Origin of the sequence: Microbacterium flavescens, assembly GCF_018588945.1 — a bacterium.
GTDB lineage: Bacteria > Actinomycetota > Actinomycetes > Actinomycetales > Microbacteriaceae > Microbacterium > Microbacterium flavescens.
Genome location: NZ_JAFIWA010000005.1, coordinates 296151 through 322904, shown reverse-complemented (window position 1 = coordinate 322904; position 26754 = coordinate 296151). Strand labels below are relative to the sequence as shown.

Sequence of the window (26754 nt, the reverse complement as noted above, 5' to 3'; positions counted from 1 at the left end):
GCGCGGGTCAGGCGTCGGCGTCGAAGCCCATCGCGTAGGCGCGGGCGAAGACCCGGTCGACGGGTGCCGTGAGCATCGCGCGGACCAGCGCACGGCGTCCGGCGTCGACCGCTCGCGGGGCGCTCCGTCCGAGCGCCGTGTTCGCCGCGGCCAGGCGCGCGGCGGTGCGCGCCGAGGCCACCCGCCGGGCCTCCCAGCGCGCGAGCTCCGCGTCGGGCGCTTCCCCCGTGCGCACCCAGGTCGCGAGGAGCGGCGCGAGGGTCGCGGCGTCGAGCAGGCCGAGGTTCATGCCCTGCCCGCCGATCGGGCTCACCTCGTGCGCGGCGTCGCCGATCACGAGCACGCGGCCGTTGCGCAGCTTCGGCGCGACGAAGCTGCGAACGCCGAAGCCGGTCGCCTCGGAGATGGCGACGGATGCCTCGGCCTCGCCGCGCGCATCGAGTGCGTCGCGCAGGCGCGTGGTCCGGGCCGCGGGATCGGGGTCGGCGCCCGGCTGGTCCCATGTGACGAAGCGGCGCCAGCCCCCCGGCAGCGGGAACGACTCGAGCACGCCCCGGCCGTCGAGGTGGATCACGGCGAGGTCGTCGTCGTCGCGGGCGCCGGTCGCGGCATCCGCCATCAGATAGCGGTCGCGATACTCGTGCGCGCGCACGGCGCCGGGACGGAAGACCAGGTCGCGTCCGCCCGCACCCGTCGCGACCACGACGATCGGGGCCGTCAGCTCGGTGGGGCGTCCGCCGATCCCGATGCTCACGCGGACGCCGTCGGGGCGAGGCGTCACCGCCATCGCTGTGGCGCCACGGGTCGGCTCGGGCGCGCCGGCGGCCAGCACGGCCTCGGTCGCCGCCTGCGGCAGGGTCGCGACGAAGGGGAACCGGGTCGACAGGCGCGCGAACGAGACCGAGCCCAGCGAGCGTCCTGCCGAGCGGGCCTCGCCGCGGGGGACGCGGGCGGCGACCGCCAGCAGACGCTCGGTCACGCCGCTCGACTCCAGGGCGGAGAGAACCGGCGCATGCACGCCGATCGCCCGCGTGCCCCCGCCCGCGGCCGGACGGCGCTCGTACAGTCCGACGTCGACGCCCCGTCGCGCGAGCTCGCCCGCGAGCAGGGTGCCGACCGGCCCGGCGCCGATCACGACGACGTCAGGCACGCGGCGATCCTGTCCGGTCGTCGTCTGTGCCGGTCGCGCCGCCGCCCGCGCCGCCGCCCGCGCCGAGACCGGGCGCCGCGGCGAGGAGCCGGAACGGCGCGTGCCGCGCCACCGACCACGCGCCGGGGTCGGTGCGGTCGAGCACGCGCTGCAGCTCGGACCGGGTGAAGCTGCGGCGGATCGAGCGGAGGCCGTCGGTGCGCAGGAAGGTTCCCGGTGCGAGCGGTGTGACGGCGATGGCGTACAGCACGTACGGCAGCCGTCCGCGGGCGATGTCTCCGTGAAGCACGAGACCGTGCGAGAGCTCGCGCGACTCCGAGAGGAACGTCGCCGTGTCCTCGCCGAGGTGGTGGAGGACGTGGTTGGACAGCACGGCGTCGAAGGTCTCGCCCTCCGCGCGGAGGGTCGCGGCATCCGCGTTCCGGAACCGCACGTTGGGCGGCGCGGGCCGCTCGACGGCGACCTCGTGCGAGCGCGGGTCGGGGTCGACGCCGGTCCACGACACGTCGAGGCCGTCCTTCGCGGCGAGCCTCGCGAGGCGCAGCACGAGGTCGCCGCCACCCGAGCCGAGGTCCAGCACGCGAGCGGGGCGACCCAACTGCGCCAGGTGGGAGGCGAGCCGGTCGCGATAGACGGCGCCCCAGCCTGAGAAGAGGCGGTTGATCACGCCGAACCGCTGCAGGGTCGCGCGCAGGCGCTGCGGATCGCAGGCCGGATCGTCCATGAGCTCCTCGAGCTCCTGGTCGCGGACCGCCAGGCTCATGCGCCGGCGACCGCCCCGACCGCGGCCTCGACGGGCACGGCGCCGACACGCGGGGCGCCGCGTTTGGTCAGCAGGGCCGACTCGACGGTGAGCCCGGGACCGAACGCGAGCGCCGCGACGCGTGCTCCGTCGGCGAGCGCGTCGTCGTGCAGCATGCGCCGCAGGATGAAGAGGATCGTCGCGCTCGACATGTTGCCGTAGTCGCGCAGCACCCCGCGCGAGACGTCGAGCGCCGTCGCGTCGAGCTCGAGCCCGCCCTCGACGCGGTCGAGCACGCTGCGTCCGCCGGGGTGCACCGCCCACGCATCGGGCGCCCCCTCACCGGCGAGGAAGCGATCGACCGCGCCGCGGATCTCGCGCCCCACGATGCGGGGCACCTCCGCCGACAGGATCATCTCGAAGCCGTGGTCGCCGATGGTCCAGACCATGTCGGCTTCGCCCTCCGAGGTGAGGGCGGTCGTGAAGCGGTCGAGCTCGAGGCCGCCCTCGCGCCCGGCGGCCGGATCCGCGGTGACGATCGCCGCGGCCGCGCCGTCGGCGAAGACCGACGCCGCCACGATCTGCTGCGGGTCGGGCGACGGCCGGATGTGCAGCGTGCACAGCTCGACGCACACCACCAGCACGACGGCGGACGGGTCGGACTCGGTGATCCGCGAGGCCAGTCGCAGGCCGGGCATCGCCGCCGCGCAGCCGATGAAGCCGAGGTGGTAGCGCTCGACCGACGGGTCGAGCCCGAGGTCGCGCACGAGGCGGTAGTCGGGTCCGGGAGCGAAGAATCCGGTGCACGAGACGGTGACGACGTGGGTGATCGCGGATGCCTCGACCTGGGCATCCGCCATGGCAGCCCGTGCCGCCTCGGCGTACAGCGCCGGAGCCGTGCGGAGGTAGAGGTCGTTCCGCGTGCCGGTGGTCGGCCGGAGGAGGCCTCGCTCGGAATCGATGAAAGCGGTCCCGTCGTCGGGTCCGGGCGCTCCCGACAGCGACAGCTGCGCCAGTACCGTGTGCCGGTGCTCGATCGCCGCGGCATCGAAGGCGGCGCTGATCAGCCGAGCAGCCAGCCGGTCGACGCCGGGCTGCGACGCGAACAGGTCGCGGGCTTCCGTCTGGGCGATGCGGGTCGTCGGGACGGCGGTTCCGATCGAGACGATGCGCGGACTCATGCTCACACCTAAGCATCCCGAGGCGATTATCGGGGCGGTCTTGCGCGAACGATCAGGTTCGTGCAGACGACGGGGCGAGGCATCCGCTCGGTACTACGGTCGGATCATGCACATCGAGGGCACGGGCCGCTTCGTCTTCTACGCCCAGTGGCCGGTGGCCGTCTTCCTGCCGGTGCTGTTCTTCATCGGGCGGGGCAATCTGGGCGCCGAGGTGGGCTGGCTCGGCTTCTTCGGGCTCGTCTACGGGATCATCGTCATCGCACTGCTGCTCGTGCCGCCCGCGATCACACTGTTCGACCGCGAGGTGCGGCGTGCCCGTGCGACGAGGCTGAACTACGACATCGCGAGTGCGGTGCTGTGGCTCGGCTTCACCCTGGGAGCGCTGACCGTGCCCGATGCGGGCGACAGCGGACCCCTCGACAGCGTGCTCATGTCGTGGTTCGGCATCACGGCCGAGACGTCCGCGGCGCTGTTCGCGATCAGCGCGGGCCTCATCGGACTCGCCTACGTCGCCCAGCTGGCACTGGCCGTGATGGGCGCTGCGCGCAGCCGGTCCGCGAGGATTTGACGCGAGGTCAGGCGCTGCCGTCGGATGCCGCGGCCGAGGTGTGCTGGTCGGGAAGCTCGCGCATCGTCCAGAACGGCGAGAACACGACGAAGGCGGCGGACAGCAGCTGCCCGATGGCGCCGATCCACATGGTCGGCACGACGCCGAGCCACGTGCCGAGCCCGCCGGCGAGCAGCGCCGCGATCGGCATGAAGCCCCAGATCACGAACCGCACGGAGGCGTTCATGCGTCCGAGCAGGCGGGCGGGCGTGATCCGCTGGCGGAACGTCACCTGGGTGATGTTGTACACGAGCACCATGAAGCTCATGACGAAGAACTGCGCGACCAGCAGCGGGAAGGCGATCGCGGGGGTGAGGGCCGCGACCGGCAGCAGCAGGGCGATGAAGCTGAAGCCGAGGGCCGAGACCGGGATGGCGCGCGCTTCGCCGATGCGGCGGACGATGTGCGGGGTCGCGATCGCGCCGAGGAGTCCGCCCACCGAGGCGAGCGAGAAGATGAGCCCGAGCGACGCGGGGGAGAAGCCGAGGTCGCGCAGCAGGAACAGCGGCAGCAGCGTGGTCGAGATGGTGTTGAAGAAGTTCGACGTCCCCGTGGTCGCGACGATGCGGCGCAGCAGCTTCTCGGTGAAGACGAAGCGCAGTCCCTCCCAGATCTCGTGGAGGATCGGTCCTCGCTGGGCCGGGTCGTGCGCCTCTTCACGGTCGCGGGTCAGCATCAGGGCGAGCGCCGATACGACGTAGGTCCCGGCTGTGGCGAGCACGGCCAGCGGCGCCGTGATCACCCCGATCAGCCAGCCGCCGACGCCGGGGCCCGCGATGTTGGCGAGCTCGTAGGTGGACTGCAGCTTTCCGTTGGCCTCGGCGATCTGGTTCGGCCGCACCAGCGACGGCACGATGCTCTGGTACGAGACGTCGAAGAAGACCGTCGCGATGCCGATGACCCCAGCCACGGCGACGAGATGCCACACCTCGAGCACCCCGAGCGTCCACAGCAGCGGGATGACCGCGAGCGCCGCCGCGCGCACGAGGTCGGCTGCGATCATGACGTGGCGCTTGCGCATGCGGTCGATCCACGCCCCCGCGGGCAGCCCCACCAGGAGGAAGGCCGCGACGTTGGCGGCGTTGAGCACGCCGACCTGGAACTCGTTGGCATTGAGCAGCAGGACGGCGAGCACGGGGATCGCGAGCTCGGCGATCTGCGCGCCGAATTGGCTGAGGGCCTGGCCGCTCCAGAGGGTCAGGAAGTTGCGGTCGCGCCAGAGCGATGGGGCACGGCCCGGCGTCGGGAGGGGCTCGGCCTGGTCGGCGTCGGCTGCGGCGTCCGCACGGGCGACTGAGGATGTTCCGGATGCCTCGGCCCGCGCCTCGGCGAGGACAGCGTCATCGACGTCGGTGCCCTTCCGGGGATCGGGCGAGTCGGATGCGCCCGGCGATCCGGCTGATTGAGACATGCCAATCAGTGTCCGACACTGATTGAGGTTTGTCAATCAGTGTTCTAGCCTGGTGAAGTGACCGATCAGCGTGCCGAGGACGAGGTCGTCCCGCAGACCGACCCGGAGGCCGAGGCGCGCCTGCGGGCATTGAGCTCGCCCCTGCGGCTGCGGGTGCTGCGCCTGTGCGCCTTCGAGGCGCGGACGAACAAGGAGCTGGCCGAACTCCTCGACATGAACCCCGGCACGATGCTCCACCACGTGCGCACGCTCGTGCAGACCGGGTTCCTCTCCGCCCAGCCCGAGCGCACCGGCGCGCAGGGATCGCGCGAGGTGCCGTATCGGGCGACGGGCCTGTCGTGGCGCACGCCGATGCCGCACCGGAGCCGCGTGCTCGTGGAGGTCTTCCTGCAGCAGATCGAGCGCGTCGACTCGGAGGATCTCGACACCACGTGGCTGGGACTCAAGCTCAACGCGGAGCACAAGGCCGAGCTGCAGGACCGCCTCCTCCAACTCCTCGAGGAGTTCAAGGATCGCGAGCCCGATCCCGACGGCGAGGCGTACTCGCTGTTCACGGCCCTCCACCCCGACCTGAACCCTCCCGCCGCCCCGCCGTCTCCCCCGGTCGTTGAGTGCGCCCCGCCCTCCAGGTCGTTGAGCGAGCGAAGCGAGACGAAACGCGTCGTTCATCGAGGCCCCCTACCCCCGGGTCGGTGAACAGACGAAACGCCGCCCGCTTCACCGCCGAGGAAATCCGGCGATTCTTCCTCGCCGTCCGCCGCGCCGAGCGCCGGCGCCGCGCCTAACGTGGCCGCATGACCATCGCAACGGCCGACCTGTACGACGAGCGCGGTGACGCGCTCGACTCTCTCGCCCTGCAGCTCCACGACTTCGGCGGGCGGGTGGCGTTCGACGGTCCGATCCGCACGGTCCGGTGTCACCGCGACAACGCCCTCGTGAAGGCGCTGCTCGCCACTCCGGGCGAAGGGGCGGTGCTGGTGGTCGACGGGCGGGGGTCGCTCGAGTCGGCGCTGGTCGGCGACCTCATCGCGGCGTCGGCCGTCGAGAACGGCTGGGCGGGGATCATCGTGCACGGCGCGATCCGCGACCGTGAGGCGATCGCCGCGCTGCCCCTGGGCGTCAAGGCCCTCGGCTCGAATCCGCGCAAGAGCGCGAAGGAGGGCGCCGGCGAGGTCGACGTGCCCGTCGTGATCGCCGGCGTCGTCTTCGCTCCTGGCCGGCACGTGTGGGCCGACGCCGACGGCGTGCTCGTCGAGCGCTGAGGCCGGGTGGGGGACGCGTTTCGTCTCGCTTCGCTCGCTCAACGACCCGGGGGCGGGGCGGGCCGGGTGGGGGACGCGTTTCGTCTCGCTTCGCTCGCTCAACGACCCGGGGGTGCGGCGGGCTCGGTGGGGGATGCGTTTCGTCTCGCTTTGCTCGCTCAACGACCGGGGGCGGGGTAGGGCGGGGGAACGCCCGGGTGCGCGGGGCGGTGGCACGATGGAAGCAGCGAGCGAAGGAGACGCGATGACCGAGGCCTATGTGTACGACGCGGTACGCACCCCGCGAGGCCGGGGCAAGGCGACGGGTGCCCTTCACGGCGTCGCGCCGCATGAACTCGTCGTCGGACTCGTCGCCGCGCTCCGCGATCGCCACCCCGGCCTCGACCCCGCCGGCGTCGACGACATGATCCTCGGCTGCGTCACACCGATCGGCGACCAGGGCTCCGACATCGCCAAGGTCGCCGCGCTCGCCGCCGGCCTCCCCGACTCCGTTCCCGGTGTGCAGCTGAACCGATTCTGCGGATCCGGACTCGAGGCCGTGAACCAGGCGGCCGCTCGCGTGCGCTCCGGCTGGGAGGACCTCTTCCTCGCGGGCGGCGTCGAGTCGATGAGCCGCGTGCCGATGGGCTCCGACGGCAGCCCGTTCTCGTCGGGGCGCGCAGCGGCGATCTCGCCCGACTCGGTGCCGCAGGGCATCAGCGCCGACCTCATCGCGACCCTCGAGGGCTACACGCGCGAGGACGTCGACCGATTCGCGGCGACCTCCCACGAGCGCGCCGCGCGCGCCTGGGAGGACGGCCGGTTCGACCGCTCGGTGGTTCCGGTCCTCGGCGAAGACGGCACGGCGCTCCTCGCACGCGACGAGACGATCCGGCCCGGCACCACGGTCGAGACCTTGGCGGCCCTGCCGCCCGCGTTCGCCGCGATGGGGGCAGAAGGGTTCGACGGCCTCGCGCTTGCCAAATACCCGCAGGCGGGCGCGATCGACCACGTCCACCACGCCGGCAACTCATCGGGGATCGTCGACGGCGCGGCGCTCGTCCTGGTCGGCAGCGAGCGGGCCGGCGAGCGGCACGGCCTCACGCCGCGGGCGCGCATCCGTTCGGCAGCCGTGGTGAGCACCGAGCACACCATCATGCTGACCGGCCCCGGGCCTGCCTCGAAGCTCGCGCTCGAGCGGGCCGGGCTGACGATCCACGACATCGACCTCATCGAGATCAACGAGGCGTTCGCGTCGGTCGCGCTCCGTCTGATGCGCGACCTCGACGACTTCCCGCACGACCGCACCAACGTCAACGGCGGCGCGATCGCCATGGGGCACCCGCTCGGGGCGACCGGCGCGATGATCCTCGGCACGCTGATCGACGAGCTCGAGCGCACCGGCGGTCGCTACGGCCTGGCGACGCTCTGCATCGGCGGCGGCATGGGCGTCGCGACCGTGGTCGAGCGCCTCTGACCGGCGCCGCGACCGGCACGATCCCACCGGCGCCGCGCAGCGCCCCTCTGGACACCGCGCCGCCGGAGGCGGAGGCTGGCGGAAGCCACGACCCAGGGAGACACCCATGTTCACACCCGATCGCGCCTTCAGCAGCTTCGCCGTCACCGACCTCGACGCGGCGAAGGCCTTCTACGGCGACACCCTCGGCATGCCGGTGCAGCTGCTCGACATGGGCATCCTCGAGCTGCGTGTCGGCTCCGGCGCCCGCGTGATGGTCTATCCGAAGGCTGACCACGAGCCGGCGGTCTTCACGGTCCTGAACTTCGATGTCGACGACGTCGAAGCCGCCGTCGACGACCTCAACGCGCGCGACGTCGTCACGAAGATCTACGACGACTCCGAGTTCCCGACCGACGAGAAGGGCATCGCCCGCGACATGGGGCCCGAGATCGCGTGGTTCCGCGACCCTTCGGGCAACGTCATCGCGGTGCTGAAGGCGAGTTAGACAGCGGATGCCTCGTCCCTCCGCAGTCGCGCAGGGACGAGGCATCCGGAATCAGGCTCAGCCGGCGAGCGCCTCCGAGAGCTTCACGCGGCCGCCCATGCGCAGCAGCGAGTTCTCGTAGATGCGCGAGCCGATCAGGATCGCCGCGATGCACGTCACGATGAGGATCGCGAGCGAGAGCAGCGGCTCCCACCACTGCGCCTCGCCGAGGAACAGCCGCATCGGCATGCCCACCGGGGCCGAGAACGGCACGTACGACATGATCCCCAGCACGAGCGGGTTGTCGAAGAAGAAGATCACCAGGAAGTACGGCGCCATGATCAGCATGGTGAGGGGCGTGGTGGTCGAGCCGACGTCCTCCATGCGCGACACCATCGATGCCGCCGCCGCGAACAGTGCGGCGAGCAGGATGAAGCCGAACAGGAAGAACACCGCGAACCACGCGATCGGTCCGCCGAGCCCCTGCAGCAGCGCCGTCTGATCGGTCACGGTCAACCCGACGATGGCGATCGCCGCCAGGAGCAGGATCTGCCCCATCGCGAGGATGGTGTTGCCGATCACCTTGCCGGCGAGAAGGGCGCGCACCGGGATCGCCGAGATGAGCAGCTCGACCACGCGGGTCTGCTTCTCCTCGACGACGCTCTGCGCGATCGTGCCGCCGAACATCGACGCGGCGAACAGGAACACGACTCCGAAGCCGATCGCGGCGAGGTAGCCGAGCGCCTGATTGCCGTCGTTCGGGTCGAGCAGCACGACCGTCGGCGCCTGCGACAGCTGCAGCAGCAGCTGCGAGGGGGCGCTCGAATCCGCGATGACGGCGATCCCGACGGGCGACTCCGGGTCGGCCACGACCGCCGCGTCGACGTCGCCGTTCTCGACGAGCGCCTCGGCCGCGGCGCGGTCGTCGACCTCGGTGATGTCGAGGCCCTGCACGTCGGAGACGGCGGACGAGGCATCCGCTGTCACCGCGACGGGGGTTCCCGAGGAGTTCGCGGCCGCGAAGCCGCCCCACAGGACGAGCGCCAGCGCGCCGATGAGCAGGATCGCCGTCGAGATGACGAACGCCTTGCTGCGCAGCTTCGAGCCGATCTCGCGCTCGGCGACGAGCCAGACGGCCTGCGCCGTGCCGAGTCCGGCGGCGGGGGTGCGGGTTGGGGTGCTCACTGGATGACCTCCTTGAAGATCTGGGCGAGGGTGGGATGCTGCGGCGCGAAGCTCGCGACATCGCCCTGGTCGACTGCCCGGCGCAGCACGCGCTGGGCCGTTTCGTCGGAGTCGGCGTCGAACACGGCGTAGCCGCCGTCGAAGTCGAGGACCTCCACTCCGGGCTCGGTGCGCAGCCAGCCGGCATCGCCGGACGACACCAGCTCGAAGCGCCGGGTGGAGTGCTGCGCGCGCAGCGCGTCGCGCGCGCCGGCCGCACGGATCGTGCCGCCGGCGATGATCACGAGGTCGTCGCACAGCCGCTCGACCACGTCGAGCTGGTGCGACGAGAAGAGCACCGCCGCGCCCGCCGCCGCGCGCTCCTGCAGCACGCCGGCGACGACGTCGACCGCCAGCGGGTCGAGGCCCGAGAACGGCTCGTCGAGGATCAGCACCTGCGGGTCGTGCACCAGGGCCGCGGCGATCTGCGCGCGCTGCTGGTTGCCGAGCGAGAGTGTCTCGACGTTGTCGTTCAGGCGCTCGCCGAGTCCGAGCTGCTCGAGCAGGGCGGTGGCGCGGGCCGCAGCATCCGCTTTCGTGAATCCGTGCAGGCGCGCGAGATAGACGATGTGCTCGAGCACCTTCATCTTCGGGTACAGCCCGCGCTCCTCCGGCATGTAGCCGAAACGACGGCGATCGGATGCCGTCACCGGGGTGCCGTTGAGCGTGACGTCGCCGCCGTCCTTGGCGAGCACGCCCAGGATGATGCGCATCGTGGTGGTCTTTCCAGCGCCGTTGCCCCCGACGAAGCCGGTGAGCCTGCCCGGTTTGACGTCGAACGCCACGTCGTCGAGCACGCGCCGCCCTCCGTAGCTCTTGGTGATCCCGGTCAGCTGCAGCATTCCGCTCCTCCTGTGTCGCGTTTCCCCCGTGTGTCTCCCACGCTAGGGAGCCGGGCGCGGCGAGGCATCCCCCGTGAGGCGGGTTCTGCTGCTCCGCCTCGCGGATGACACACGAGGAAATCTTCATGCGCGGGAATAGATCGGCGTTGCGGCCTCTTGGACCGGGTGGAACGTCCACGGTGGTCCCCGCCGGGGACCCCTTTCTGTTTATGGAGGAACATCGCCATGTCCGACCGGACCATCGGCTACATCGTCGGCAGCATCTCGTCGACGTCGATCAACCGCCGCCTCGCCAAGGCGCTCGAGCGGCTCGCGCCCGAGGGCACGACGCTCGTCGAGATCCCGATCAAGGACCTCCCGTTCTATTCGCCCGACTTCGACGCCGACTACCCGCAGGTCGCCCGCGACTTCAAGCAGGCGATCGACGACGTCGACGGCGTCATCATCGTGACCCCCGAGTACAGCCGCTCGATCCCCGGCGTGCTGAAGAACGCGCTCGACTGGGCCGCGCGCCCGTGGGGCCAGGGCTCGTTCAACGGCAAGCCCACCGCTGTGATCGGCACGTCGGGCGGCGGCATCGCCACCGCTGCGGCGCAGCAGCACCTCAAGGCGATCCTCAGCCACTTCAACGCGCCGACGCTCGGCCAGCCCGAGGGATACGTCCAGGCGACCCCCGGCCTGTTCGCGGACACCGGCGAGGTCACCAACGACCAGACGGCGGAGTTCCTCGTCGGCTACCTCGAGGCCTTCGGCGCACTCGTCGACCGCTACACCCAGGTCCCCGTCGCGGCCTGAACCCGACGCCCCCCGGGCTCGTTGAGCGAGGGAGCGGAGCGACGCCCCCCGGCTCGTTGAGCGAGGAGCGGAGCGACGCCCCCGGCTCGTTGAGCGAGGGAGCGAAGCGACGCCCCCCGGCTCGTTGAGCGAGGGAGCGGAGCGACCGAGACGAAACGCCTCGCGCCGACGATCTGCGTCGGTTCGGGGCGTTTCGTCTCGCTGCGCTCGCTCAACGACCCGGGGCGAGGGTCAGGCGAGGCCGTGGCGGTGGGCGAACACCACCGCGGCGACCCGGTCGCGGGCGCCGAGCTTCTGCAGCACGTTCGAGACGTGCGTCTTGACGGTCGCCTCGCCGATGTAGAGCCGCTCGGCGATCTCGGCGTTGCTGAGGGCCTGCGCGATCAGCCGCAGCACCTCGCGCTCGCGCTCCGTGAGCTCCGGCATGCCGTCGGGCACGCGCGCGGCGGGCGGGGGAGCGGATGCCTCGCCATCGGCGAACCGCGCGATCACGCGGCGCGTGACCTCGGGTGCGAGCAGCGCGTCTCCGGCTGCCGCCACGCGCACCGCCGACACGAGCTCCTCGGGGCCGGCGTTCTTCAGCAGGAAGCCGCTCGCCCCCGCCGACAGTGCCGCGAAGAGGTAGTCGTCGCGGTCGAACGTGGTCACGACGACGACCGCCGACGACACGGCCGGATCGGCGACGATGCGCCGGGTGGCCTCGAGCCCGTCCATGTCGGGCATTTGCACGTCCATGCACACGACGTCGGGGACCAGAGCGGATGCCGCCGTCACCGCCTCCACCCCGGTCGACGCCTCGCCGACGACGGCGATGTCGCCCGCCGCCTCGAGGATCATGCGGAATCCGGCGCGCATCACGGCGTGGTCGTCGACGAGGAGCACCCGCACCTGCGAGCCCGTCACGCGCTGACCCGCTCGGACAGGGGCACTCGCAGCCGCACGAGGAACCCGCCGCGCGCGCGGGGCGCCGCCTCGAGCGTTCCCCCGGACGCGCCCGCGCGCTCGCGCATCCCGACGATGCCGAGGCCGGGCCGCAGGGCCGTCGCCACTCGCCCGGAGTTCACGATCTCGAGCTCGACCGCGTCGCCGGCGTAGCGCAGCCGCACGTCGGCCGAGGCATCCGGTCCGCCATGGCGGCGCGCATTCGTGAGCGCCTCCTGCGCGACGCGATAGATGTTCACCTGCACGAGGTCGGGCACCGGCACCTCGTCGCCGATGACCGACAGGGTCGTGGGCAGGCCGTTCTCGTTCGCGTGGGCGACCAGCTCGGCCAGTCCGCTGAGCCGCACCGTCGACGCGTTCGGCGGCTCCCCATCGGGCGTGCGCAGGGTCTCGAGCAGGTGGCGCAGGTCGTCGAGAGCGGATCGAGCGGATGCCTCGACCCCGGCCAGTGCCGTGCGGGCGGCGTCGGGGTCGCGGTCCATCACGGCCCGGGCGGCTCCTGCCTGCACGCCCATCGCCGAGACGTGGTGGGCGACGACGTCGTGGAGTTCGCGGGCGATGCGCACGCGGTCGAGGGCGACGGCCTGGGCGGCCGTCACCTCGCGCTCGCTCTCGAGCTCGCGGGTGCGCTCCTCGAGGGCCGCGCGCTCGAGCGCAGAGGCGTACGCCCGGTCGCCCATGTAGTACGACCCGCCGAAGAAGGCCGCGTTCACGAGGAACTGGATCAGCATGAACGCCACGAACGGCGAGAAGAGGCCCTCGCGCGAGAGGCCCTCGTCGGTCGGCGCGGTCGCCGACTGGAACGTCGTGACCAGCAGCCACAGGAACATCCCGACGATGATCGCGACGCGCACGAGCATCGCTCGGCGCCGGTCGTCGACCCAGGCGCCCACGGTGTACATCGCGATGAACACGGCGATGTTGCCGACGTAGAGCTCCGGGATGCGCACCGTCACGCCGACGAAGAACACGACGGCGATGACGGCGGCGACGATCTCGGGGTAGCGGCGGCGCAGCGCCAGGGGAGCGGTGAGTCCGACGGCGTACAGGAGCGACCACTGCATGCCCTGCGCCGTCTCGTCGCCGTAGATGCCGGCGACCGAGCCGAGCGCGGCGCTCAGCACGGCTCCCAGCAGCAGCGCGGCCGCGAGCCAGCCATCGTTGCGCAGCTCGCGGGGCGACGGCGGACGGCGCCGGGCGGGGGAGATGTCGGACATCCCCCCACGGTACGGCGGAGGCCGGGGCGCGGCATCCCCCGCAAGACGGAGCCAGCGGCGAACTTGCTATTGACAAGCGAGCTTGCTTTTTGCAAGTATCAACGCATCGCCGGGGAAGACCTCCGGCAGGCAACGACCGGCAAGGAGCAGGGCAATGACGCACATCTTCGTGAACATCGCGACGAGCGACCTCGAGAGGGCCAAGTCCTTCTACACGTCGCTGGGCGCCGGCATCAATCCGCTGTTCACCGACGAGAACGCCGCGTGCATCGTGTGGGACGACAACGTCTACTTCATGGTGCTCACCAAGGAGTACTTCTCGACGTTCACCGACAAGAAGCTCGCCGACCCGACCACCCACGCGCAGGTGCTGATCGCGCTCAGCCGCGAGTCGCGCGAGGCCGTCGACCAGATCGTCGAGGCGGGACTGGCCAACGGCGGCACCGAGCCCACCGAGCCGAAGGACTACGGCTTCATGTACAGCCGTGACCTCGACGACCCCGACGGCAACGGCATCGAGTTCGTCTTCATGGAGCCCCAGGCGGCCGAGCAGGGTCCCGACGCCTACGCGAGCCAGCAGGCGCCGGCGTAAGTGGCCTCCCGCAGCTACGGGCAGTACTGCGGGGTCACGACGGCTGTCGAGCTGATCGGCGAGCGGTGGGCGCTGCTCATCGTCCGCGATCTGCTCGTCGGCCCGCGCCGCTACACCGACCTCAAGCAGGGGCTGCCGAAGATCCCCACCAACATCCTCTCGACGCGGCTCAAGGAGCTGCAGGAGGGCGGTGTGGTGCGCCGCGTGCCCCTCATGAACTGCGGCCTGGTCTACGAGCTGACCCCGTACGGACGACAGCTCGAGCCCGTCGTGCTCGCACTCGGGCGGTGGGGCTTCGCGCAGATGGGCGACCCGGCTCCGGAGGACGTGGTGACGGCGGACTCGCTCACCATGGCGCTCCGCACGGCATTCCGAGCGGATGCCGCGGCCACCCTTCCCGCGGCTGATTACGAGGTGCACGTGGTCGATGTCGCGCTGCGCGTGCAGGTCGACGGCGCGCAGCTGCGCATCGCCCAGCTGGCGCCGCCGGCTCCGCCCGTCGGAGGGAGGGCTCCCGCCGGTGAGGCCGAACTCGTCTTCGCGGCAGGCCCGGGCATCCGCCGGCTGATCTCCGGCGAGCTCACGCCTGCCGAGGCCATCGACCGCGAGGTGCTGGCCGTGGTCTCGGGCGACGCGACGCTGCTGGAGCGCTTCGCCGCGACCTTCCACATCGATTCCGCGCTGGCCGCCTGACCCGGGCGTGGCCGCGGCCGCCTCGCCGACTCGGCGTGTGCCACCGAGGGCACGGCCGCGCCCCCGCTAGCGTTCGCATGTGAGCGAGACCCGCGGAGCCGTGACCGCACGCCGTCGGCGCGACGTGCCCATCGGGGTCGTGATGGTCGGCATGGCCGTGATCGCCTGGTGGCCGGCATTCACTCTCGGCGTCTACGGCGAGATCTTCTTCGACGACATCCTCGCGGTGTGGGCCGCATCGACGGCGGCGTTCGTGTTCGTGCTGGTCGAGCGCAAGCCGGTCGGGGGCAAGCTCGTGCGCGCCTTCCTCCTCCTCCTGCCGTCGGTATGGCTGCTGCTCACCTTCGTCGTCTCCGACAACGAGACAGATCTGCTGGTGGCGATCGTCGATGTCGTCGCGATCCTGGCCGTCCTGATCGGCATCCCCTTCACGCTCTGGGTGCTGGTGCGCGTCGCATTCCCCGACTTCGCCCACGAGACGAGCCGGGGCACCAAGTGGCTCATCGCCGGCGTCGTGCTGGGGATCGCGGTCATCTCGTTCGTCCTCGGCCTCAATCAGGAGCACTTCCTGACGTGCTGGGACTTCCAGCTCAGCGGCAACTACCCGCCTGCGGGCTGCACGCATCCGCCGACTCCCGACAGCTGATCAGGGTCAGCCGCCGGACTCGAGCGCGTCGCGGAGCGTCGGGGTGAGTTCGGCGGCGAGATCCCGTGCGAGGAACCCCAGGCCGACGCGGATCTCGAGGCGCGCGCCCGCGCGGGCGTGGGTCCAGGAGCCCCAGACGGCGGCGCGCTCGACCGGAGCCCCTCGGGCGAGGAACCCGCCGATGGCGCCGGCGAGCACATCGCCGCTGCCCGACGTGCCGAGTCCGGCTCCGCCCTCGTCGACGTGCCACGTGCGGCCGTCCGGGTGCGCCACCGTGCCGTAGCAGGCGACGACGGCGTCGAACCGCCGGGCGACCTCGGCCACGTCCGCGGTCTCGTCTCCTGCGTCGCGCCCGAGCAGGATGCCGAGCTCGTCCTTGTTCGGGCTCAGGACCACTTCCGGCGGGAGCAGCGCCCGTTCGATGTCGGGCAGCACGCCGAGCGCGTACGCATCGAGCACGAGTCGCATCGCACCGGCGGACGCGACGGCCAGGAGGGTCGCGCGGGCCTCGTCCGGGTCGTCGAAGCCGGGACCCACGAGCACGGCGTCCGCGCTGCCGACCCGGTCGCGCAGTCCTCCCTCGAACGGGTCTTCCGCACTCTCGGGCAGCGCGTACACCCCGGCTTCGGGCAGCGCCACCCCGACATGGGCGTCGATCGATCCGGGAACGGCGAGGGATACGCGACCGGCCCCGACGCGGAGCGCCGCCTCGCCCGCCAGCAGCGCCGCCCCCGGGGCGCCGCGCGATCCGCCGACCACGACCACGTCGCCGCGCGCCTTCTTCGAGTCGCCCGGATCCGGCAGACTCCACGTCCGGAGCAGCTCGGGATCGACGGGTTCAGGCCGGTTCGACATCGGGGCTTCCCGGGTGCACAGTGACGGCGGCTCCCTCGCGCTGCAGGTGCGCGACGTCGGCGAAGGCCATCAGCTCCCAGCCGGGATCGCGGCGTACGAGGTGCGTGACCGAGGCGTTGAGCACCGTGTTCTCGGCGGCGAAGTCGAGCACCTGATCCTCGCGGAGGGGGAGGAGCACGTAGAGGAGGAGCATCACGACGGCGTCGTGCGCGACCAGCATCGCCGCGTCCCCCGGGCCGTCCAGGCGGTCGCGCAGGAACGAGCGCAGCCGGAGGGCGACGTCGGCCCACGACTCGCCGCCGGGCGGCCGGTGATAGAACTTGCCGAGGTGCAGCCGCCGCGCCCGCTCCTGCGGGTGCAGCCGCTGGACGCCGGTGCGGGTCAGCAGATCGAGGATGCCGAGCTCGCGGTCGCGCAATCGTTCGTCCAGCGTCGGCGGCGACGCGGTGGCACGCTCGCCCAGGGCGATGCGCAGGGTCTCCTGTGCGCGGACGTACGGCGAGACCCAGTAGGTGTCGATGGCCGCGTGATGGGTGTCGAGCCAGTCGCCGAGCGCAGCGGCCTGCTCGCGGCCCGTGTCGGACAGCGGGACGTCGGCGTCGCGGATGTCGAGGGGGATCCTGTCGAGACCCTCCAGCTCCGCCTGCGTCGCCGCGACGTTGCCGATGCTCTCCCCGTGTCGGACCAGCCAGAGCTCGTTCACCACCATGAGCCCAGGCTAGGGACGGGAGGGTCCTGGACCCAGTGCTTGACAGCGGGGGTTCGAGCCGGGTGTGCCCGCTCGCGTCAGAAGATCATCGGGCGGTCGTCGTCGTCGGGACCCTCGAGATCGAGGTCGACGACCACGGGAACGTGATCGCTCGGCGCCTCGCCCTTGCGCTCGTTGCGGTGGATGGCGGCGCCGGTGACGGCGTCGGCGACGGCGTGGGATCCGAGGATGAAGTCGATCCGCATCCCCTCGTTGCGCGGGAAGCGCAGCTGCTTGTAGTCCCAGTAGGTGAAGCCCGTCGGCACCAGCGGGCGGACCACGTCGGTGACACCGGCGGCTTGGAGGGCGGCGAACGCCTCCCGCTCGGGCGGCGAGACGTGCGTCGAGAAGCCCTGCACGATCTGGGGCACCCCGTTGTCGGCGTCGGTCGGGGCGATGTTGAAGTCGCCGACGAGGGCGAGCGCGAGATCGGGGTTCGCGGTCAGCGACTCGCGCGTGTACTGCTCGAGCGCCGCGAGCCAGTCGAGCTTGTAGAAGTAGTGGGGGTCGCCGAGCGAGCGCCCGTTGGGAATGTAGAGGCTCCAGACCTCGACCCCGCCGACCGTCGCGCCCATCGCCCGAGCCTCCTGCGGGGCATCCGGGCCGTTGTGTCCCTTCTCGAAGCCGGGCATTCCCGGAAACGCGGTGCGCACGTTCTCGAGGGGCTCGCGACTGGCGATCGCGACGCCGTTCCACTGCGAGAAGCCGTGCGCCGCGACATGGAATCCGGCGTCTTCGAAGGCCGCGAACGGGAACTGCTCGACCTTGCACTTGATCTCCTGCATGGCGAGCACGTCGAGATGCTCCCGCACCGCGAAGTCGACGATCCGATCGACTCGGGCGCGGATCGAGTTGACGTTCCAGGTGGCCAAGCGCATGACCTCCAGCCTAGGACGGGTGGCGGACGCCGGTGGGCGCACGGAGCGACCGACGGTCGCATCGCCGACCCTTGTCAATGTCGTGCCACGGTGGCATGCTCAACGCACAAACCCAGGGAGAGGGGTATGCATGCGCCACAAAGCGCTCGCCGCAGTCGTTGCGGCATTGGCACTCATCGGACTCAGCGCCGCACCGGCACAGGCCATCACCGATGGCGTGCCGGACGGAGACGGACACCCCGAGGTCGGCCTCATGGTCGCCTTCATCGACGGCGAGCCCCAGTGGCGCTGCAGCGGCACGCTGATCTCGCCCACGGTGTACCTCACGGCCGGGCACTGCACCTTCGGTGCCGACCACGTCGAGCTGTGGTTCGACGACGATGTGAGGGATGCCGCGGCCCACGGCTATCCGACGACCGGCGAGGTCAGCGGCACGCCGTACGCGCACCCGCAGTACGACGACGCCGCGTTCTACCTGTACGACCTCGGTGTGGTCGTGCTCGACGAGCCGGTCGTCCTGGACGAGTACGGCGCTCTGCCCACGCTCAACCAGCTCGACGCCCTCAAGACCAACAAGAAGAACGCGACCTTCACGGCCGTCGGCTACGGGCTGCAGAAGAGCTTCCCCGACGCCGCCGCATGGAAGGACCAGGCCGACCGCCTGCGCATGGTCTCGACGCCGAAGCTCATCTCGATCAACACGGGCTACACCGGTGACGGCTCGATGATCCTCTCGAACAACGCCCACACCGGCGGCACGTGTTCGGGCGACTCCGGCGGGCCGAACTTCCTGGGCTCGACGAACGTCATCGCGGGTGTGACCTCGTTCGGCAAGAACAGCACCTGTGCCGGCACCGGCGGCGTGTACCGCGTCGACCGCGCCGACGACCTCGACTGGGTGAACACCTTCCTCGACTGATCCGCGTCACGGGAGCGGGTGCGATCGTCAGGTCGCACCCGCTTCTGCGTGCCGGGGCATCCGTAGAATCATCCCCATGACCGTCGCCTCCACGCCCGAGCTCGAAGCCGATCGCCAGTACCTGATCGCGCTGATCCAGGACGAGGCGGTCTTCCACGGCGACTTCACGCTCTCGAGTGGCAAGAAGGCGACCTACTACGTCGACATGCGCAAGCTCACCCTCGACCACCGCGCCGCCCCCTCGATCGGGCGCATCATGCTCGATCTCATCCGCGGCATCGACGGCATCGTCGCGGTGGGCGGCCTCACCCTCGGCGCCGACCCGATCGCGAACGCCGTCATGCACGAGTCGGCCCGCACCCACACGCCGCTCGACGCCTTCGTCGTGCGCAAGGAGCCGAAGGACCACGGTCGCGGCCGCCAGGTGGAGGGAGCGGACGTAGCGGGCAAGCGCGTCGTGGTGCTCGAAGACACCTCGACCACCGGTCAGTCGGCGCTGAAGGCCGTCGAGGCGCTGCGCCGCGAGGGCGCCGAGCCCGTCGCCGTGGCCGTGATCGTCGACCGCAAGACCGGGGCGCAGGCGGCCGTCGAGGCCGAGGGCCTCGAGTGGCTGGCCGCGATCGACCTCGACGACCTCGGGCTCGAGCCGCAGTAGGTCAGTCGTCGTCGCGGCCGCGGCCCCGCAGCCACTGCCACACGAAGACGATGAGCGTGCCGCCGAGCACGATGGCCGTGCCGGCGAAGAGAAGGTTCTGCTCGAACTCGGTCATCGTGGCCTCCTGCCCTCGGCGGCATCCGCCACGAGCTTCTCGATGCGCGCGGCCCGGGTCTCGGGCCGCCGCGCGGAATCGACCGCGCCGATCCCCATCTTGCGAGCCGACGGGGGGAAGGCGTCCCACTTCTCCCGTGCGCCGGCATCGGCATCCAGGGCGGCGGCGAGATCGTCGGGCTCGATCATCGCCTCGGCGTTGTCGAACACCGTCCAGGCGCCGTTCTTCTTGGCGACCTCGACGGCGCGGATGCCGGCCTCGGTCATGAGCCCGGCCGCTTCGAGCTCGATCAGCCGAGCCTTGTTCGTCGCGGCCCAGCCGCTCGATGGCCGGCGCGGCGCGAACCACAGGCCGCCGGTGGCTTCGTCGAAGGTGCGCACGGGGCCGTCGATCCAGCCGAAGCACAGCGCCTGCCGGATGGCGTCCTCGTACTCGACGTAGGTCAGACCCGAGTCGCGCCGTGCGCGGACGAGCCACGCGCCCTTCGACGTGCGGTGGTTCTTCTCGAGCCAGTCACGCCAGGTCGCGGCATCCGCTGCTTCCACCTTCTCGCCGTCGTCGAGCGCACCCATGCGGCGACCCTACCGGGAGACCCGGACGTCGCGTGTCCGCGTCAGGGCTCGCTCAGAGGATGTCGGCCTCTTCGGTCTCGATCGGGTGCTCGGCGAGCAGGTCGGCGACCGAGTCGAGCACCTCGTCGGGCCGGAAGGGGTACCGCTGGATCTCAGCGGGATCGCTGATGCCCGTCAGCACGAGCACGGTGTGCAGGCCCGCCTCGATGCCCGCGACGACGTCGGTGTCCATCCGGTCGCCGATCATGCCGGTGTTCTCGGAGTGTGCGCCCAGGCGGTTCATCGCGGAGCGGAACATCATCGGGTTGGGCTTTCCCACGACATACGGCTCCATGCCGGTCGCCTTCGTGATGAGAGCCGAGATGGCGCCGGTCGCCGGCAGCAGGCCGTCGGTCGAGGGACCGGTCGCGTCGGGGTTGGTCGCGATGAACCGGGCGCCGGCGCCGATGAAGCGGATCGCCTTGGTGATCGCCTCGAAGGAGTAGTTGCGCGTCTCGCCGACGACCACGTAGTCGGGGTCGGTCTCGGTCATGATGAACCCGGCCTCGTGGAGGGCGGTGGTGAGCCCTGCCTCGCCGATGACGAAGGCGGTGCCGCCGGGCATCTGACTGCGCAGGAAGTCGGCCGTCGCGAGCGCCGAGGTCCAGATCGACTCCTCCGGCACGAGGAGGCCGGACGCCCGCAGACGCGCGCTCAGGTCGCGCGGCGTGAAGATCGAGTTGTTCGTCAGCACGAGGAACGGGGTGCCGGTGTCGCGCCACTGCTGGAGCAGCTGTGACGCTCCCGGAATCGGGGTGTTCTCGTGGACCAGGACCCCGTCCATGTCGGTCAGCCAGCATTCGATCTCGGCACGGGTCCGCATGCGCCCAGCCTAGGCGTCGCGGGGGTTATGGTCGAAGTCGTGCGCACGACGTGGGATCCCCGCCACCTGCCCGACCTGACCGGTCGTGCGTATCTCGTGACCGGCTCCAACGCCGGGCTCGGCTACTTCGCGTCCGAGCAGCTCATCCGGGCCGGCGCCCGCGTGTACATGACCGGCCGGCACCCGAATCGTCTCGCCGCCGCGCGCGCTGCGGTGCGGCGGAGGGTTCCGGATGCCTCTCCCGACGCCACCGAGACGCTCGTGCTCGACACGAGCAACCTCGGGTCGGTCCGCTCGGCCGCCGCGAGCGTACGCGGCAAGGGGGGCCTCGACGGCGTCCTGCTCAACGCGGGCATCGTGCATCCGCCGAAGGAGCGCGAGACGACGGTCGACGGGCACGAGGTCGTCTTCGCGACCGCAGCACTGGGTCACTTCGCGCTCGCCGGGGAGCTGCTCCGGCCACTCGCCGAGAGGTCGGGACGCATGGTGTGGGTGGGCAGCATGTCGACGTCGCTCACGCCCTACGACCCCGTAGATCCGCAGCTCGCCGAGGGCTACACGGCGTGGCGCGCGTACGTGCAGTCGAAGATCGCGACCAGCGCGCTCGGCTTCGAAGCCGACCGGCGCCTGCGGGCCGCAGGAGTGCCGGTCGAGAGCGTCGTCGCGCATCCCGGCTACTCGACGAGCGGTCGCACGCCGGGCATCGCGGGCGTCAACGCGCCCACCAAGGGAACGCGCTTCGCCGACAACCTCCAGGCGGCCATCACCCAGTCCAAGGAGCACGGCGCCTGGTCGCTCGTGCGCGCTCTGATCGATCCCGAGGTCGAAGGCGGCGAGTTCTGGGGTCCGCGCACGATCGCGCGCGGCGAGCCCCGGCGGCAGCGCGCGTCGCGCATCACGCGTGATCCCGATGTCGCGGCGCGACTGTGGCGCGCGGCCGAAGAGTCGACCGGCGTGCGCTGGCCCTTCGAGAAGGTCGCCGCGGCCTGAATGCACGCGGGCGCAGCCTCACGCGTTCCTCGGCGCAGCCTGACGACCGCAGACGCGCGCCTGGCAGACTTCCCTCGAGGAGGTCGCATGGCCGACGATGCCGCGTCGCTGTGGGCTCGCTTCCGCGCGCGCGTGCGGGACTCGTCGTGGGCCATCGATGCGAACGACGGCATCATCGCGACCGCCGGTCTGCTGCTCGGCTTCGCCGGTGCCGGGGCGGGCGACCGCCTGCTCCTGTTCGCCGCCACCGCCACGATGCTCGCGGGCGGGTTGAGCGCGGGCGGAGTGAAATGGGCGGAGATCGCGGCGGAGCGCGAGTCGGAGCTGGAGCTCGCCCAGCAGGAGGCCGAGGAGCTCGCCCGCGACCCCGAGGGAGAGCTCGCGGAGCTCACGGAGCACTGGCGCGAACGGGGGCTCGACCCTGTGCTCGCCGGCGAGGTCGCGCGGCAGCTGATGGCCCGCGACCCCGTCGCCGCCCACCTCGATTCCGAGTACGGCCTCGAGGAGATCACGCCGCGTGCCGCTCCGTGGTGGGCAGGGATCGAGGCGACTGTGGCGTTCATGATCGGCGCCGCCATTCCCGTCGTGATGACCTACGTCGCACCGGTGGCGATCGAGGCGTGGGCGATTCTGATCGCCGTCGTCGTCTCGCTCACCCTCACGTCGCTGGTCGCGGCGGGTCTGGGCCGCCTGTCCGCCTTCCGCATGCTGGGCCGCAGCCTCATCGTCGGCCTCGGCACCATGGCCGTGAGCTATCTGGCCGGCCTCGTGTTCTTCTGAGCCGCCGACGACGAGCGGATGCCTCGCCTCAGGCGCTGAGCCAGACGGCCTCCGAGGCCGCGGCCGGCAGCACGACGTCGACGTCGCCGATGCGGAGGGTCGCGGCATCCGTCACCGTCGCGTCCGCACCCACCGCGACGCCCGCCGCCTCCACCGCACGCAGCAGCTCGGGATCGCGGTCGCTCACGCGCAGCACGCGTCCGGTGTGGCCGGTGGGCGCCGCGGCGAGCAGCATGAAGGGGACGCGCTCGACGTGGCCCGCGGCATCCGGGATCGCATCTCCGTGCGGATCGAAGCGGGGGCGTCCGAGCCGCTCGTCGATGCCCTCGAGAAGCCGGTCGCTGATCGAGTGCTCGAGCACCTCCGCCTCGTCGTGCACCTCGTCCCAGGCGTAGCCGAACTCGCGCACGAGCCACGTCTCGATGAGGCGGTGACGCCGGATGATCGCCGCGGCCCGCAGCTCGCCCGCTTCGGTGAGCGCGATCGGGCCGTACGGGCGGTGGGTCACGAGCCCCTGCGCGGCGAGCTTCTGCACCATCTCGGTGACGCTCGAGGGGGCGAGCCCGAGCTCGGATGCGAGGTGCGACGGCGTGATGCGCTCGGTCTGCCACTCGGTGTGATGGTAGATCGTCTTCAGGTAGTCGTCGACGGCAGGGGAGGCCACCTGCTCAGGCTACCGGCGGGCTTCACGCGCCCGTGAGCACGAGCCACAGCAGGATCGCGTTGAGGGCGATGAGGAACACGGATGCCGCAACCCCGGCGATCGTCGTGAGCGCGCGGTTGCGGAACCGGCCGAGCACCTCGGTCTTCGCCGTCAGCGCGACGAGCGGGATGAGCGCGAACGGGATGCCGAACGAGAGCACCACCTGGCTGAGCACCAGAGCGAGCGTGGGGTCGACGCCGACGGCGAGGATCGCCAGCGCCGGGATGAGCGTCACCAGCCGCCGTGCGAGCAGCGGCACCCGCACGTGCAGCAGACCGTGCATGATCTCAGCCCCGGCGTAGGCGCCCACCGACGTCGATGCCAGCCCGCTCGCGAGCAGTCCGACGGCGAAGAGCGTGGCCACGGCCGGACCGAGGCCGACATCGAGCGCGGCGTACGCGCCCTCGAGGGTGTCGGTGCCGGGCACGCCGGCGAGGTTCGCGGCCGCGAGGAGCAGGATGCAGAGGTTGACCGTGCCGGCGATGAGCATCGCGATCGTCACGTCCCATTTGGTCGCGCGCAGGAGTCGCGCGGTGCCGATGCCACGGAGCTCGTCGAGCGGCGCTTCGATGCGCGGGCCGGGCGAGGCGTCGGCCCCGGGTGCGGGACGGGGCGGTGCGAATCGGTCGCGGGCGAGCGCCGAGTGCGCGTAGATCGCGTGCGGCATGATCGTCGCGCCGAGGATGGATGCGGCCAGCAGCACCGAGCCCGTGTCCTCGAAGCGCGGGACGAGCCCAGCCGCGACGCCTGCCGGGTCGGGCGGCGCCACGAAGACGCCGTAGGTGAAGCCGATCGCGATGATGACGACGAGCCCGATCACGACGAACTCGAACGTGCGCGCCCCGCGACGAGACTGGATGAGCAGCAGCACGATCGACACCGCGCCCGTGATCAGCCCGCCCCACAGCAGCGGCACCCCGAAGAGGAGATTGAGCGCCACCGCCCCGCCGATCACCTCGGCGATGTCGGTGGCCATCGCGACGAGCTCGGCCTGCAGCCAGTAGGCGCGGCGACCCCACCTGTTGCGGATGCGGTGCCCCAGCGTCTCGGGCAGGCTCTGCCCGGTGACGATGCCGAGCTTCGCCGAGAGGTACTGGATGAGCCACGCCATCACATTGCCGATCACCACCACCCAGACCAGCAGGTAGCCGTAGACGGCGCCCGCCGTCATGTTGCTGGCGACGTTGCCGGGGTCGAGGTAGGCGACGCCGGCGACGAGGGCGGGGCCGATCAGCCAGGCGGCGCGCGGGGTCGTGGGGGCCTTCTTCCCGCGGGAGCGGGCGGGCGGCGGCATCCGATCAACGCTGACGGGACTTTTCGGCATACCGAAACCGTACGCTCTTTTCGGCTTCCCGAAAACCCCGCGCTGTTGAGTGTCCAGGACGCGCCGCGAGGACGGCCCCGCGTGCGGCGTGCCCTGGACACTCAACCCGGGAAGCGGGGGGAGCGGGGCGATAGCCTGAGCCGGTGAACGCGCCCGACGACGGCCCCGAGCCGACGCTGCCGGTCGGCGTCGGGCCGTGGCCGGGAGGAGCGGATGCCTGGCCCGACGATCCGCGCTACGACCCCGAGCTGCTCGCGCAGGGCGATACCCGCAACGTCGTGGACGCCTACCGCTACTGGACGATGGACGCGATCGTCGCCGACCTCGACCAGCGCCGCCACGGATTCCACGTCGCCATCGAGAACTGGCAGCACGACATGAACATCGGGTCGATCGTGCGCAGCGCCAACGCGTTCCTCGCCGCCGAGGTGCACATCGTCGGGCGACGTCGCTGGAACCGGCGCGGGGCGATGGTGACCGACCGCTACCAGCACGTGCGTCACCACGAGAGCGTGGCGGCTTTCCAGGAGTGGGCGGATGCCGCATCCCTCCCCATCATCGCGATCGACAACGTGGCGGGCTCCGTCCCACTGGACCGCGCCGACCTGCCCGAGCGGTGCGTGCTGCTGTTCGGTCAGGAGGGACCGGGACTGTCGCCCGAGGCGGTGGCCGCGGCATCCGCTGTCGTCGAGATCACCCAGTACGGCTCGACGCGCTCGATCAACGCCAGCGCGGCCGGCGCCGTCGTCATGTACGAGTGGTGCCGCCGCTGGGCGTGAGCCGTCAGGCCGGGATGGTCATCCAGGTCGTGCCGCGCACGCGCCAGCCGAGGGTGGCGAGACGGGCGAGCATGTAGACGCCGAAGAAGGCGACCGCGAGCCACGCGAGGCCGGCGGCGCCCTGAGGCTGCAGCAGCCCGATGATGACGAGTGCGGGCAGGTAGGGCACGAGGTTGAGGACGCCCACGATCGCGAGGTACTTCGCGTCGCCCGCGCCGATGAGCACGCCGTCCAGCACGAATACGACGCCGCACACCGGCTGCGCGATCGCGAGCACGATGAGCGCCGGCTGAACGAGGGCGGCGATCTGCGGATCGCCGGTGAACAGCAGGCCGATCACCCCCGAGAGCGCCCCGATGACGGCCCCGACGATCACGCCGAACCAGGCGCCCCACGCCAGGGTGCGCCCGAGGACGCGACGCACCAGAGGGCGGTCTTCGGCTCCGAGGCCCTTGCCGATGAGCGCCTGCGCGGCGATCGCCAGCGCGTCCAGTGCGAAGGCGGCGGTGGAGAAGATGGTGAACGCGACCTGCCACCCGGCCAGCTCGCCCGTGCCGAGCGTCGTCGCGACGGCGACCGTCGCGAGGAGGGCGACACGAAGCGACACCGTGCGCAGGAACAGCCAGCCGCCGGAGCGGGCCGAGCCGCGCACCCCCTCGCGATGCGGGCGGACGGATGCCGCGTGCCGGCGTGCGAGCCGGCCGACGACGAGCACGTACGCGGCGACCATGCCCCACTGCGCGAGGACCGTTCCCACCGCCGACCCGGCGATGCCCCAGCCGACGCCGTAGATGAACAGCCAGTTGAGCAGCGCGTTGGCGGCGAACCCGATGCCGGCGATCCACAGCGGCGTCACGGTGTCCTGCATCCCGCGCAGCAGGCCGGTCGCCGCGAAGACGATGAGCATGGCGGGGAGTCCCCACATCGAGATGCCGAGGTAGATCTCGGCCTGCTCGGCCACCAGGGGAGTGGCGCCGAAGAGCCCCACGAGGAACGGCGTCGCGAGGTAGCCGACCAGGGCGAGCACGCCGCCGATGCCGAGCGCGAGCCACATGCCGTCGATGCCCACCGAGACGGCGCGTGACGGATCGCCGGCGCCGAACCGGCGCGCGACCGCGGGCGTCGTCGAGTAGGCGAGGAACACCATGAGCCCGACGATCGTCTGCAGCAGCGCCGATGCGATGCCGAGCCCCGCCAGCGGGGTCACGCCCAGATGGCCGACGAGCGCCGAGTCGACGATCAGGAAGAGCGGTTCGGCGACGAGGGCGCCCAATGCGGGGACGGCGAGCCGCAGGATGTCGCGATTCAGCGTCCCAGGCAGGCTCCTCACCCTTCGAGCCTAGGTGCC

30 protein-coding genes are annotated in these 26754 nt (G+C 71.5%); 14 read left to right on the top strand and 16 right to left on the bottom strand.

Features of this window, described 5'->3' with window-relative positions:
* Positions 1–7 precede the first annotated feature (7 nt).
* Genes JX005_RS12120 through JX005_RS12110 form a run of 3 tightly spaced genes read right to left on the bottom strand, consistent with a single transcriptional unit; the run spans position 8 to position 3073 of the window.
* Complete coding sequence (locus tag JX005_RS12120; protein ID WP_214467788.1) at positions 8–1150, bottom strand: FAD-dependent oxidoreductase; 1143 nt, start codon at positions 1148–1150, stop codon at positions 8–10.
* Positions 1143–1913, bottom strand: coding sequence for a methyltransferase domain-containing protein (locus JX005_RS12115; RefSeq protein ID WP_214467787.1), 771 nt, complete (start codon positions 1911–1913; stop codon positions 1143–1145). Before JX005_RS12115 ends, JX005_RS12120 begins: the two co-directional genes overlap by 8 nt.
* Positions 1910–3073, bottom strand: a complete 1164-nt coding sequence (locus JX005_RS12110) for a type III polyketide synthase (protein ID WP_214467786.1) — start codon at positions 3071–3073, stop codon at positions 1910–1912. The genes JX005_RS12115 and JX005_RS12110 overlap by 4 nt, the downstream gene beginning before the upstream one ends.
* A 106-nt stretch (positions 3074–3179) precedes the next feature.
* On the opposite strand from JX005_RS12110, the gene JX005_RS12105 reads away from it, so the two are divergent.
* Positions 3180–3641, top strand: a complete 462-nt coding sequence (locus JX005_RS12105) for a hypothetical protein (RefSeq protein WP_214467785.1) — start codon at positions 3180–3182, stop codon at positions 3639–3641.
* Positions 3642–3648: 7 nt separating this feature from the next.
* Here the strand turns inward: JX005_RS12105 and JX005_RS12100 are convergent, their stop codons facing one another.
* Positions 3649–5091, bottom strand: coding sequence for an MFS transporter (locus JX005_RS12100; protein WP_214467784.1), 1443 nt, complete (start codon positions 5089–5091; stop codon positions 3649–3651).
* Positions 5092–5148: 57 nt separating this feature from the next.
* Between JX005_RS12100 and JX005_RS12095 the strand changes: the two genes are divergently transcribed.
* From JX005_RS12095 to JX005_RS12080, 4 genes are all read left to right on the top strand, one after another.
* On the top strand, positions 5149–5787 hold the full coding sequence (locus tag JX005_RS12095; protein ID WP_214467783.1) for an ArsR/SmtB family transcription factor: 639 nt from the start codon (positions 5149–5151) through the stop codon (positions 5785–5787).
* Between the two features lie 98 nt (positions 5788–5885).
* Positions 5886–6353 (top strand): ribonuclease E activity regulator RraA, encoded by a 468-nt coding sequence (rraA, locus tag JX005_RS12090; protein ID WP_214467782.1) that lies wholly within the window; start codon positions 5886–5888, stop codon positions 6351–6353.
* Between the two features lie 244 nt (positions 6354–6597).
* Positions 6598–7809: an acetyl-CoA C-acetyltransferase gene (locus JX005_RS12085; RefSeq protein WP_214467781.1), complete on the top strand. Its 1212-nt coding sequence runs from the start codon at positions 6598–6600 to the stop codon at positions 7807–7809.
* A gap of 106 nt (positions 7810–7915) precedes the next feature.
* Positions 7916–8296, top strand: coding sequence for a VOC family protein (locus JX005_RS12080; protein ID WP_214467780.1), 381 nt, complete (start codon positions 7916–7918; stop codon positions 8294–8296).
* 57 nt (positions 8297–8353) lie between these two features.
* On the opposite strand, the gene JX005_RS12075 is transcribed toward JX005_RS12080, so the two are convergent.
* Both JX005_RS12075 and JX005_RS12070 read right to left on the bottom strand, forming a co-directional pair.
* Entirely contained in the window at positions 8354–9460 is a 1107-nt protein-coding gene (locus JX005_RS12075; protein WP_214467779.1) for an ABC transporter permease, read from the bottom strand.
* Positions 9457–10341 (bottom strand): ABC transporter ATP-binding protein, encoded by an 885-nt coding sequence (locus tag JX005_RS12070; RefSeq protein WP_214467778.1) that lies wholly within the window; start codon positions 10339–10341, stop codon positions 9457–9459. The genes JX005_RS12075 and JX005_RS12070 overlap by 4 nt, the downstream gene beginning before the upstream one ends.
* A 225-nt stretch (positions 10342–10566) precedes the next feature.
* On the opposite strand from JX005_RS12070, the gene JX005_RS12065 reads away from it, so the two are divergent.
* On the top strand, positions 10567–11136 hold the full coding sequence (locus tag JX005_RS12065) for an NADPH-dependent FMN reductase (RefSeq protein ID WP_214467777.1): 570 nt from the start codon (positions 10567–10569) through the stop codon (positions 11134–11136).
* A 231-nt stretch (positions 11137–11367) separates the two neighbouring features.
* Here the strand turns inward: JX005_RS12065 and JX005_RS12060 are convergent, their stop codons facing one another.
* Both JX005_RS12060 and JX005_RS12055 read right to left on the bottom strand, forming a co-directional pair.
* Positions 11368–12039 (bottom strand): response regulator, encoded by a 672-nt coding sequence (locus tag JX005_RS12060; protein WP_214467776.1) that lies wholly within the window; start codon positions 12037–12039, stop codon positions 11368–11370.
* The gene (locus JX005_RS12055) at positions 12036–13295 is read right to left on the bottom strand and encodes a sensor histidine kinase (RefSeq protein WP_214467775.1); all 1260 of its coding nucleotides are present in this window, start codon (positions 13293–13295) and stop codon (positions 12036–12038) included. Before JX005_RS12055 ends, JX005_RS12060 begins: the two co-directional genes overlap by 4 nt.
* Before the next feature lie 154 nt (positions 13296–13449).
* On the opposite strand from JX005_RS12055, the gene JX005_RS12050 reads away from it, so the two are divergent.
* The 3 genes from JX005_RS12050 to JX005_RS12040 all read left to right on the top strand — a co-directional run bounded on the left by JX005_RS12050 (position 13450) and on the right by JX005_RS12040 (position 15226).
* Positions 13450–13887, top strand: coding sequence for a VOC family protein (locus JX005_RS12050; RefSeq protein ID WP_214467774.1), 438 nt, complete (start codon positions 13450–13452; stop codon positions 13885–13887).
* Entirely contained in the window at positions 13888–14580 is a 693-nt protein-coding gene (locus JX005_RS12045; RefSeq protein ID WP_214467773.1) for a winged helix-turn-helix transcriptional regulator, read from the top strand.
* Positions 14581–14659: 79 nt separating this feature from the next.
* A complete protein-coding gene (locus JX005_RS12040; protein WP_307858574.1) occupies positions 14660–15226 on the top strand; it encodes a hypothetical protein in 567 nt (188 codons plus the stop codon).
* A 6-nt stretch (positions 15227–15232) separates the two neighbouring features.
* Here the strand turns inward: JX005_RS12040 and JX005_RS12035 are convergent, their stop codons facing one another.
* The 3 genes from JX005_RS12035 to JX005_RS12025 all read right to left on the bottom strand — a co-directional run bounded on the left by JX005_RS12035 (position 15233) and on the right by JX005_RS12025 (position 17707).
* Positions 15233–16081, bottom strand: a complete 849-nt coding sequence (locus tag JX005_RS12035) for an ADP-dependent NAD(P)H-hydrate dehydratase (RefSeq protein WP_214467772.1) — start codon at positions 16079–16081, stop codon at positions 15233–15235.
* Complete coding sequence (locus JX005_RS12030) at positions 16065–16790, bottom strand: histidine phosphatase family protein (protein ID WP_214467771.1); 726 nt, start codon at positions 16788–16790, stop codon at positions 16065–16067. The genes JX005_RS12035 and JX005_RS12030 overlap by 17 nt, the downstream gene beginning before the upstream one ends.
* Positions 16791–16867: 77 nt before the next feature.
* Positions 16868–17707, bottom strand: a complete 840-nt coding sequence (locus tag JX005_RS12025) for an exodeoxyribonuclease III (protein ID WP_214467770.1) — start codon at positions 17705–17707, stop codon at positions 16868–16870.
* Positions 17708–17837: 130 nt separating this feature from the next.
* Here JX005_RS12025 and JX005_RS12020 point away from each other — a divergent pair, with 130 nt between their 5' ends.
* Both JX005_RS12020 and pyrE read left to right on the top strand, forming a co-directional pair.
* Entirely contained in the window at positions 17838–18626 is a 789-nt protein-coding gene (locus tag JX005_RS12020) for a S1 family peptidase (protein WP_214467769.1), read from the top strand.
* A 76-nt stretch (positions 18627–18702) separates the two neighbouring features.
* Entirely contained in the window at positions 18703–19281 is a 579-nt protein-coding gene (gene pyrE, locus JX005_RS12015; protein ID WP_214467768.1) for an orotate phosphoribosyltransferase, read from the top strand.
* A 111-nt stretch (positions 19282–19392) separates the two neighbouring features.
* On the opposite strand, the gene JX005_RS12010 is transcribed toward pyrE, so the two are convergent.
* Positions 19393–19968 (bottom strand): YdeI/OmpD-associated family protein, encoded by a 576-nt coding sequence (locus JX005_RS12010; RefSeq protein ID WP_214467767.1) that lies wholly within the window; start codon positions 19966–19968, stop codon positions 19393–19395.
* A 52-nt stretch (positions 19969–20020) separates the two neighbouring features.
* A complete protein-coding gene (locus tag JX005_RS12005; RefSeq protein WP_214467766.1) occupies positions 20021–20830 on the bottom strand; it encodes an HAD-IIA family hydrolase in 810 nt (269 codons plus the stop codon).
* 39 nt (positions 20831–20869) lie between these two features.
* Between JX005_RS12005 and JX005_RS12000 the strand changes: the two genes are divergently transcribed.
* Together JX005_RS12000 and JX005_RS11995 are read left to right on the top strand one after the other, a co-directional pair.
* Positions 20870–21820: an SDR family NAD(P)-dependent oxidoreductase gene (locus tag JX005_RS12000; protein WP_443674037.1), complete on the top strand. Its 951-nt coding sequence runs from the start codon at positions 20870–20872 to the stop codon at positions 21818–21820.
* An 87-nt stretch (positions 21821–21907) separates the two neighbouring features.
* Positions 21908–22600, top strand: a complete 693-nt coding sequence (locus JX005_RS11995) for a VIT1/CCC1 transporter family protein (protein ID WP_214467764.1) — start codon at positions 21908–21910, stop codon at positions 22598–22600.
* A gap of 28 nt (positions 22601–22628) precedes the next feature.
* Here the strand turns inward: JX005_RS11995 and JX005_RS11990 are convergent, their stop codons facing one another.
* Positions 22629–23264, bottom strand: a complete 636-nt coding sequence (locus tag JX005_RS11990; RefSeq protein ID WP_214467763.1) for a metal-dependent transcriptional regulator — start codon at positions 23262–23264, stop codon at positions 22629–22631.
* A gap of 22 nt (positions 23265–23286) precedes the next feature.
* Entirely contained in the window at positions 23287–24627 is a 1341-nt protein-coding gene (locus tag JX005_RS11985) for an Nramp family divalent metal transporter (RefSeq protein ID WP_214467762.1), read from the bottom strand.
* A 143-nt stretch (positions 24628–24770) separates the two neighbouring features.
* Between JX005_RS11985 and JX005_RS11980 the strand changes: the two genes are divergently transcribed.
* A complete protein-coding gene (locus JX005_RS11980; protein ID WP_214467761.1) occupies positions 24771–25406 on the top strand; it encodes a TrmH family RNA methyltransferase in 636 nt (211 codons plus the stop codon).
* A gap of 4 nt (positions 25407–25410) precedes the next feature.
* Here JX005_RS11980 and JX005_RS11975 read toward each other — a convergent pair whose 3' ends face one another.
* A complete protein-coding gene (locus tag JX005_RS11975; protein WP_372447338.1) occupies positions 25411–26736 on the bottom strand; it encodes an MATE family efflux transporter in 1326 nt (441 codons plus the stop codon).
* Positions 26737–26754: the final 18 nt, after the last annotated feature.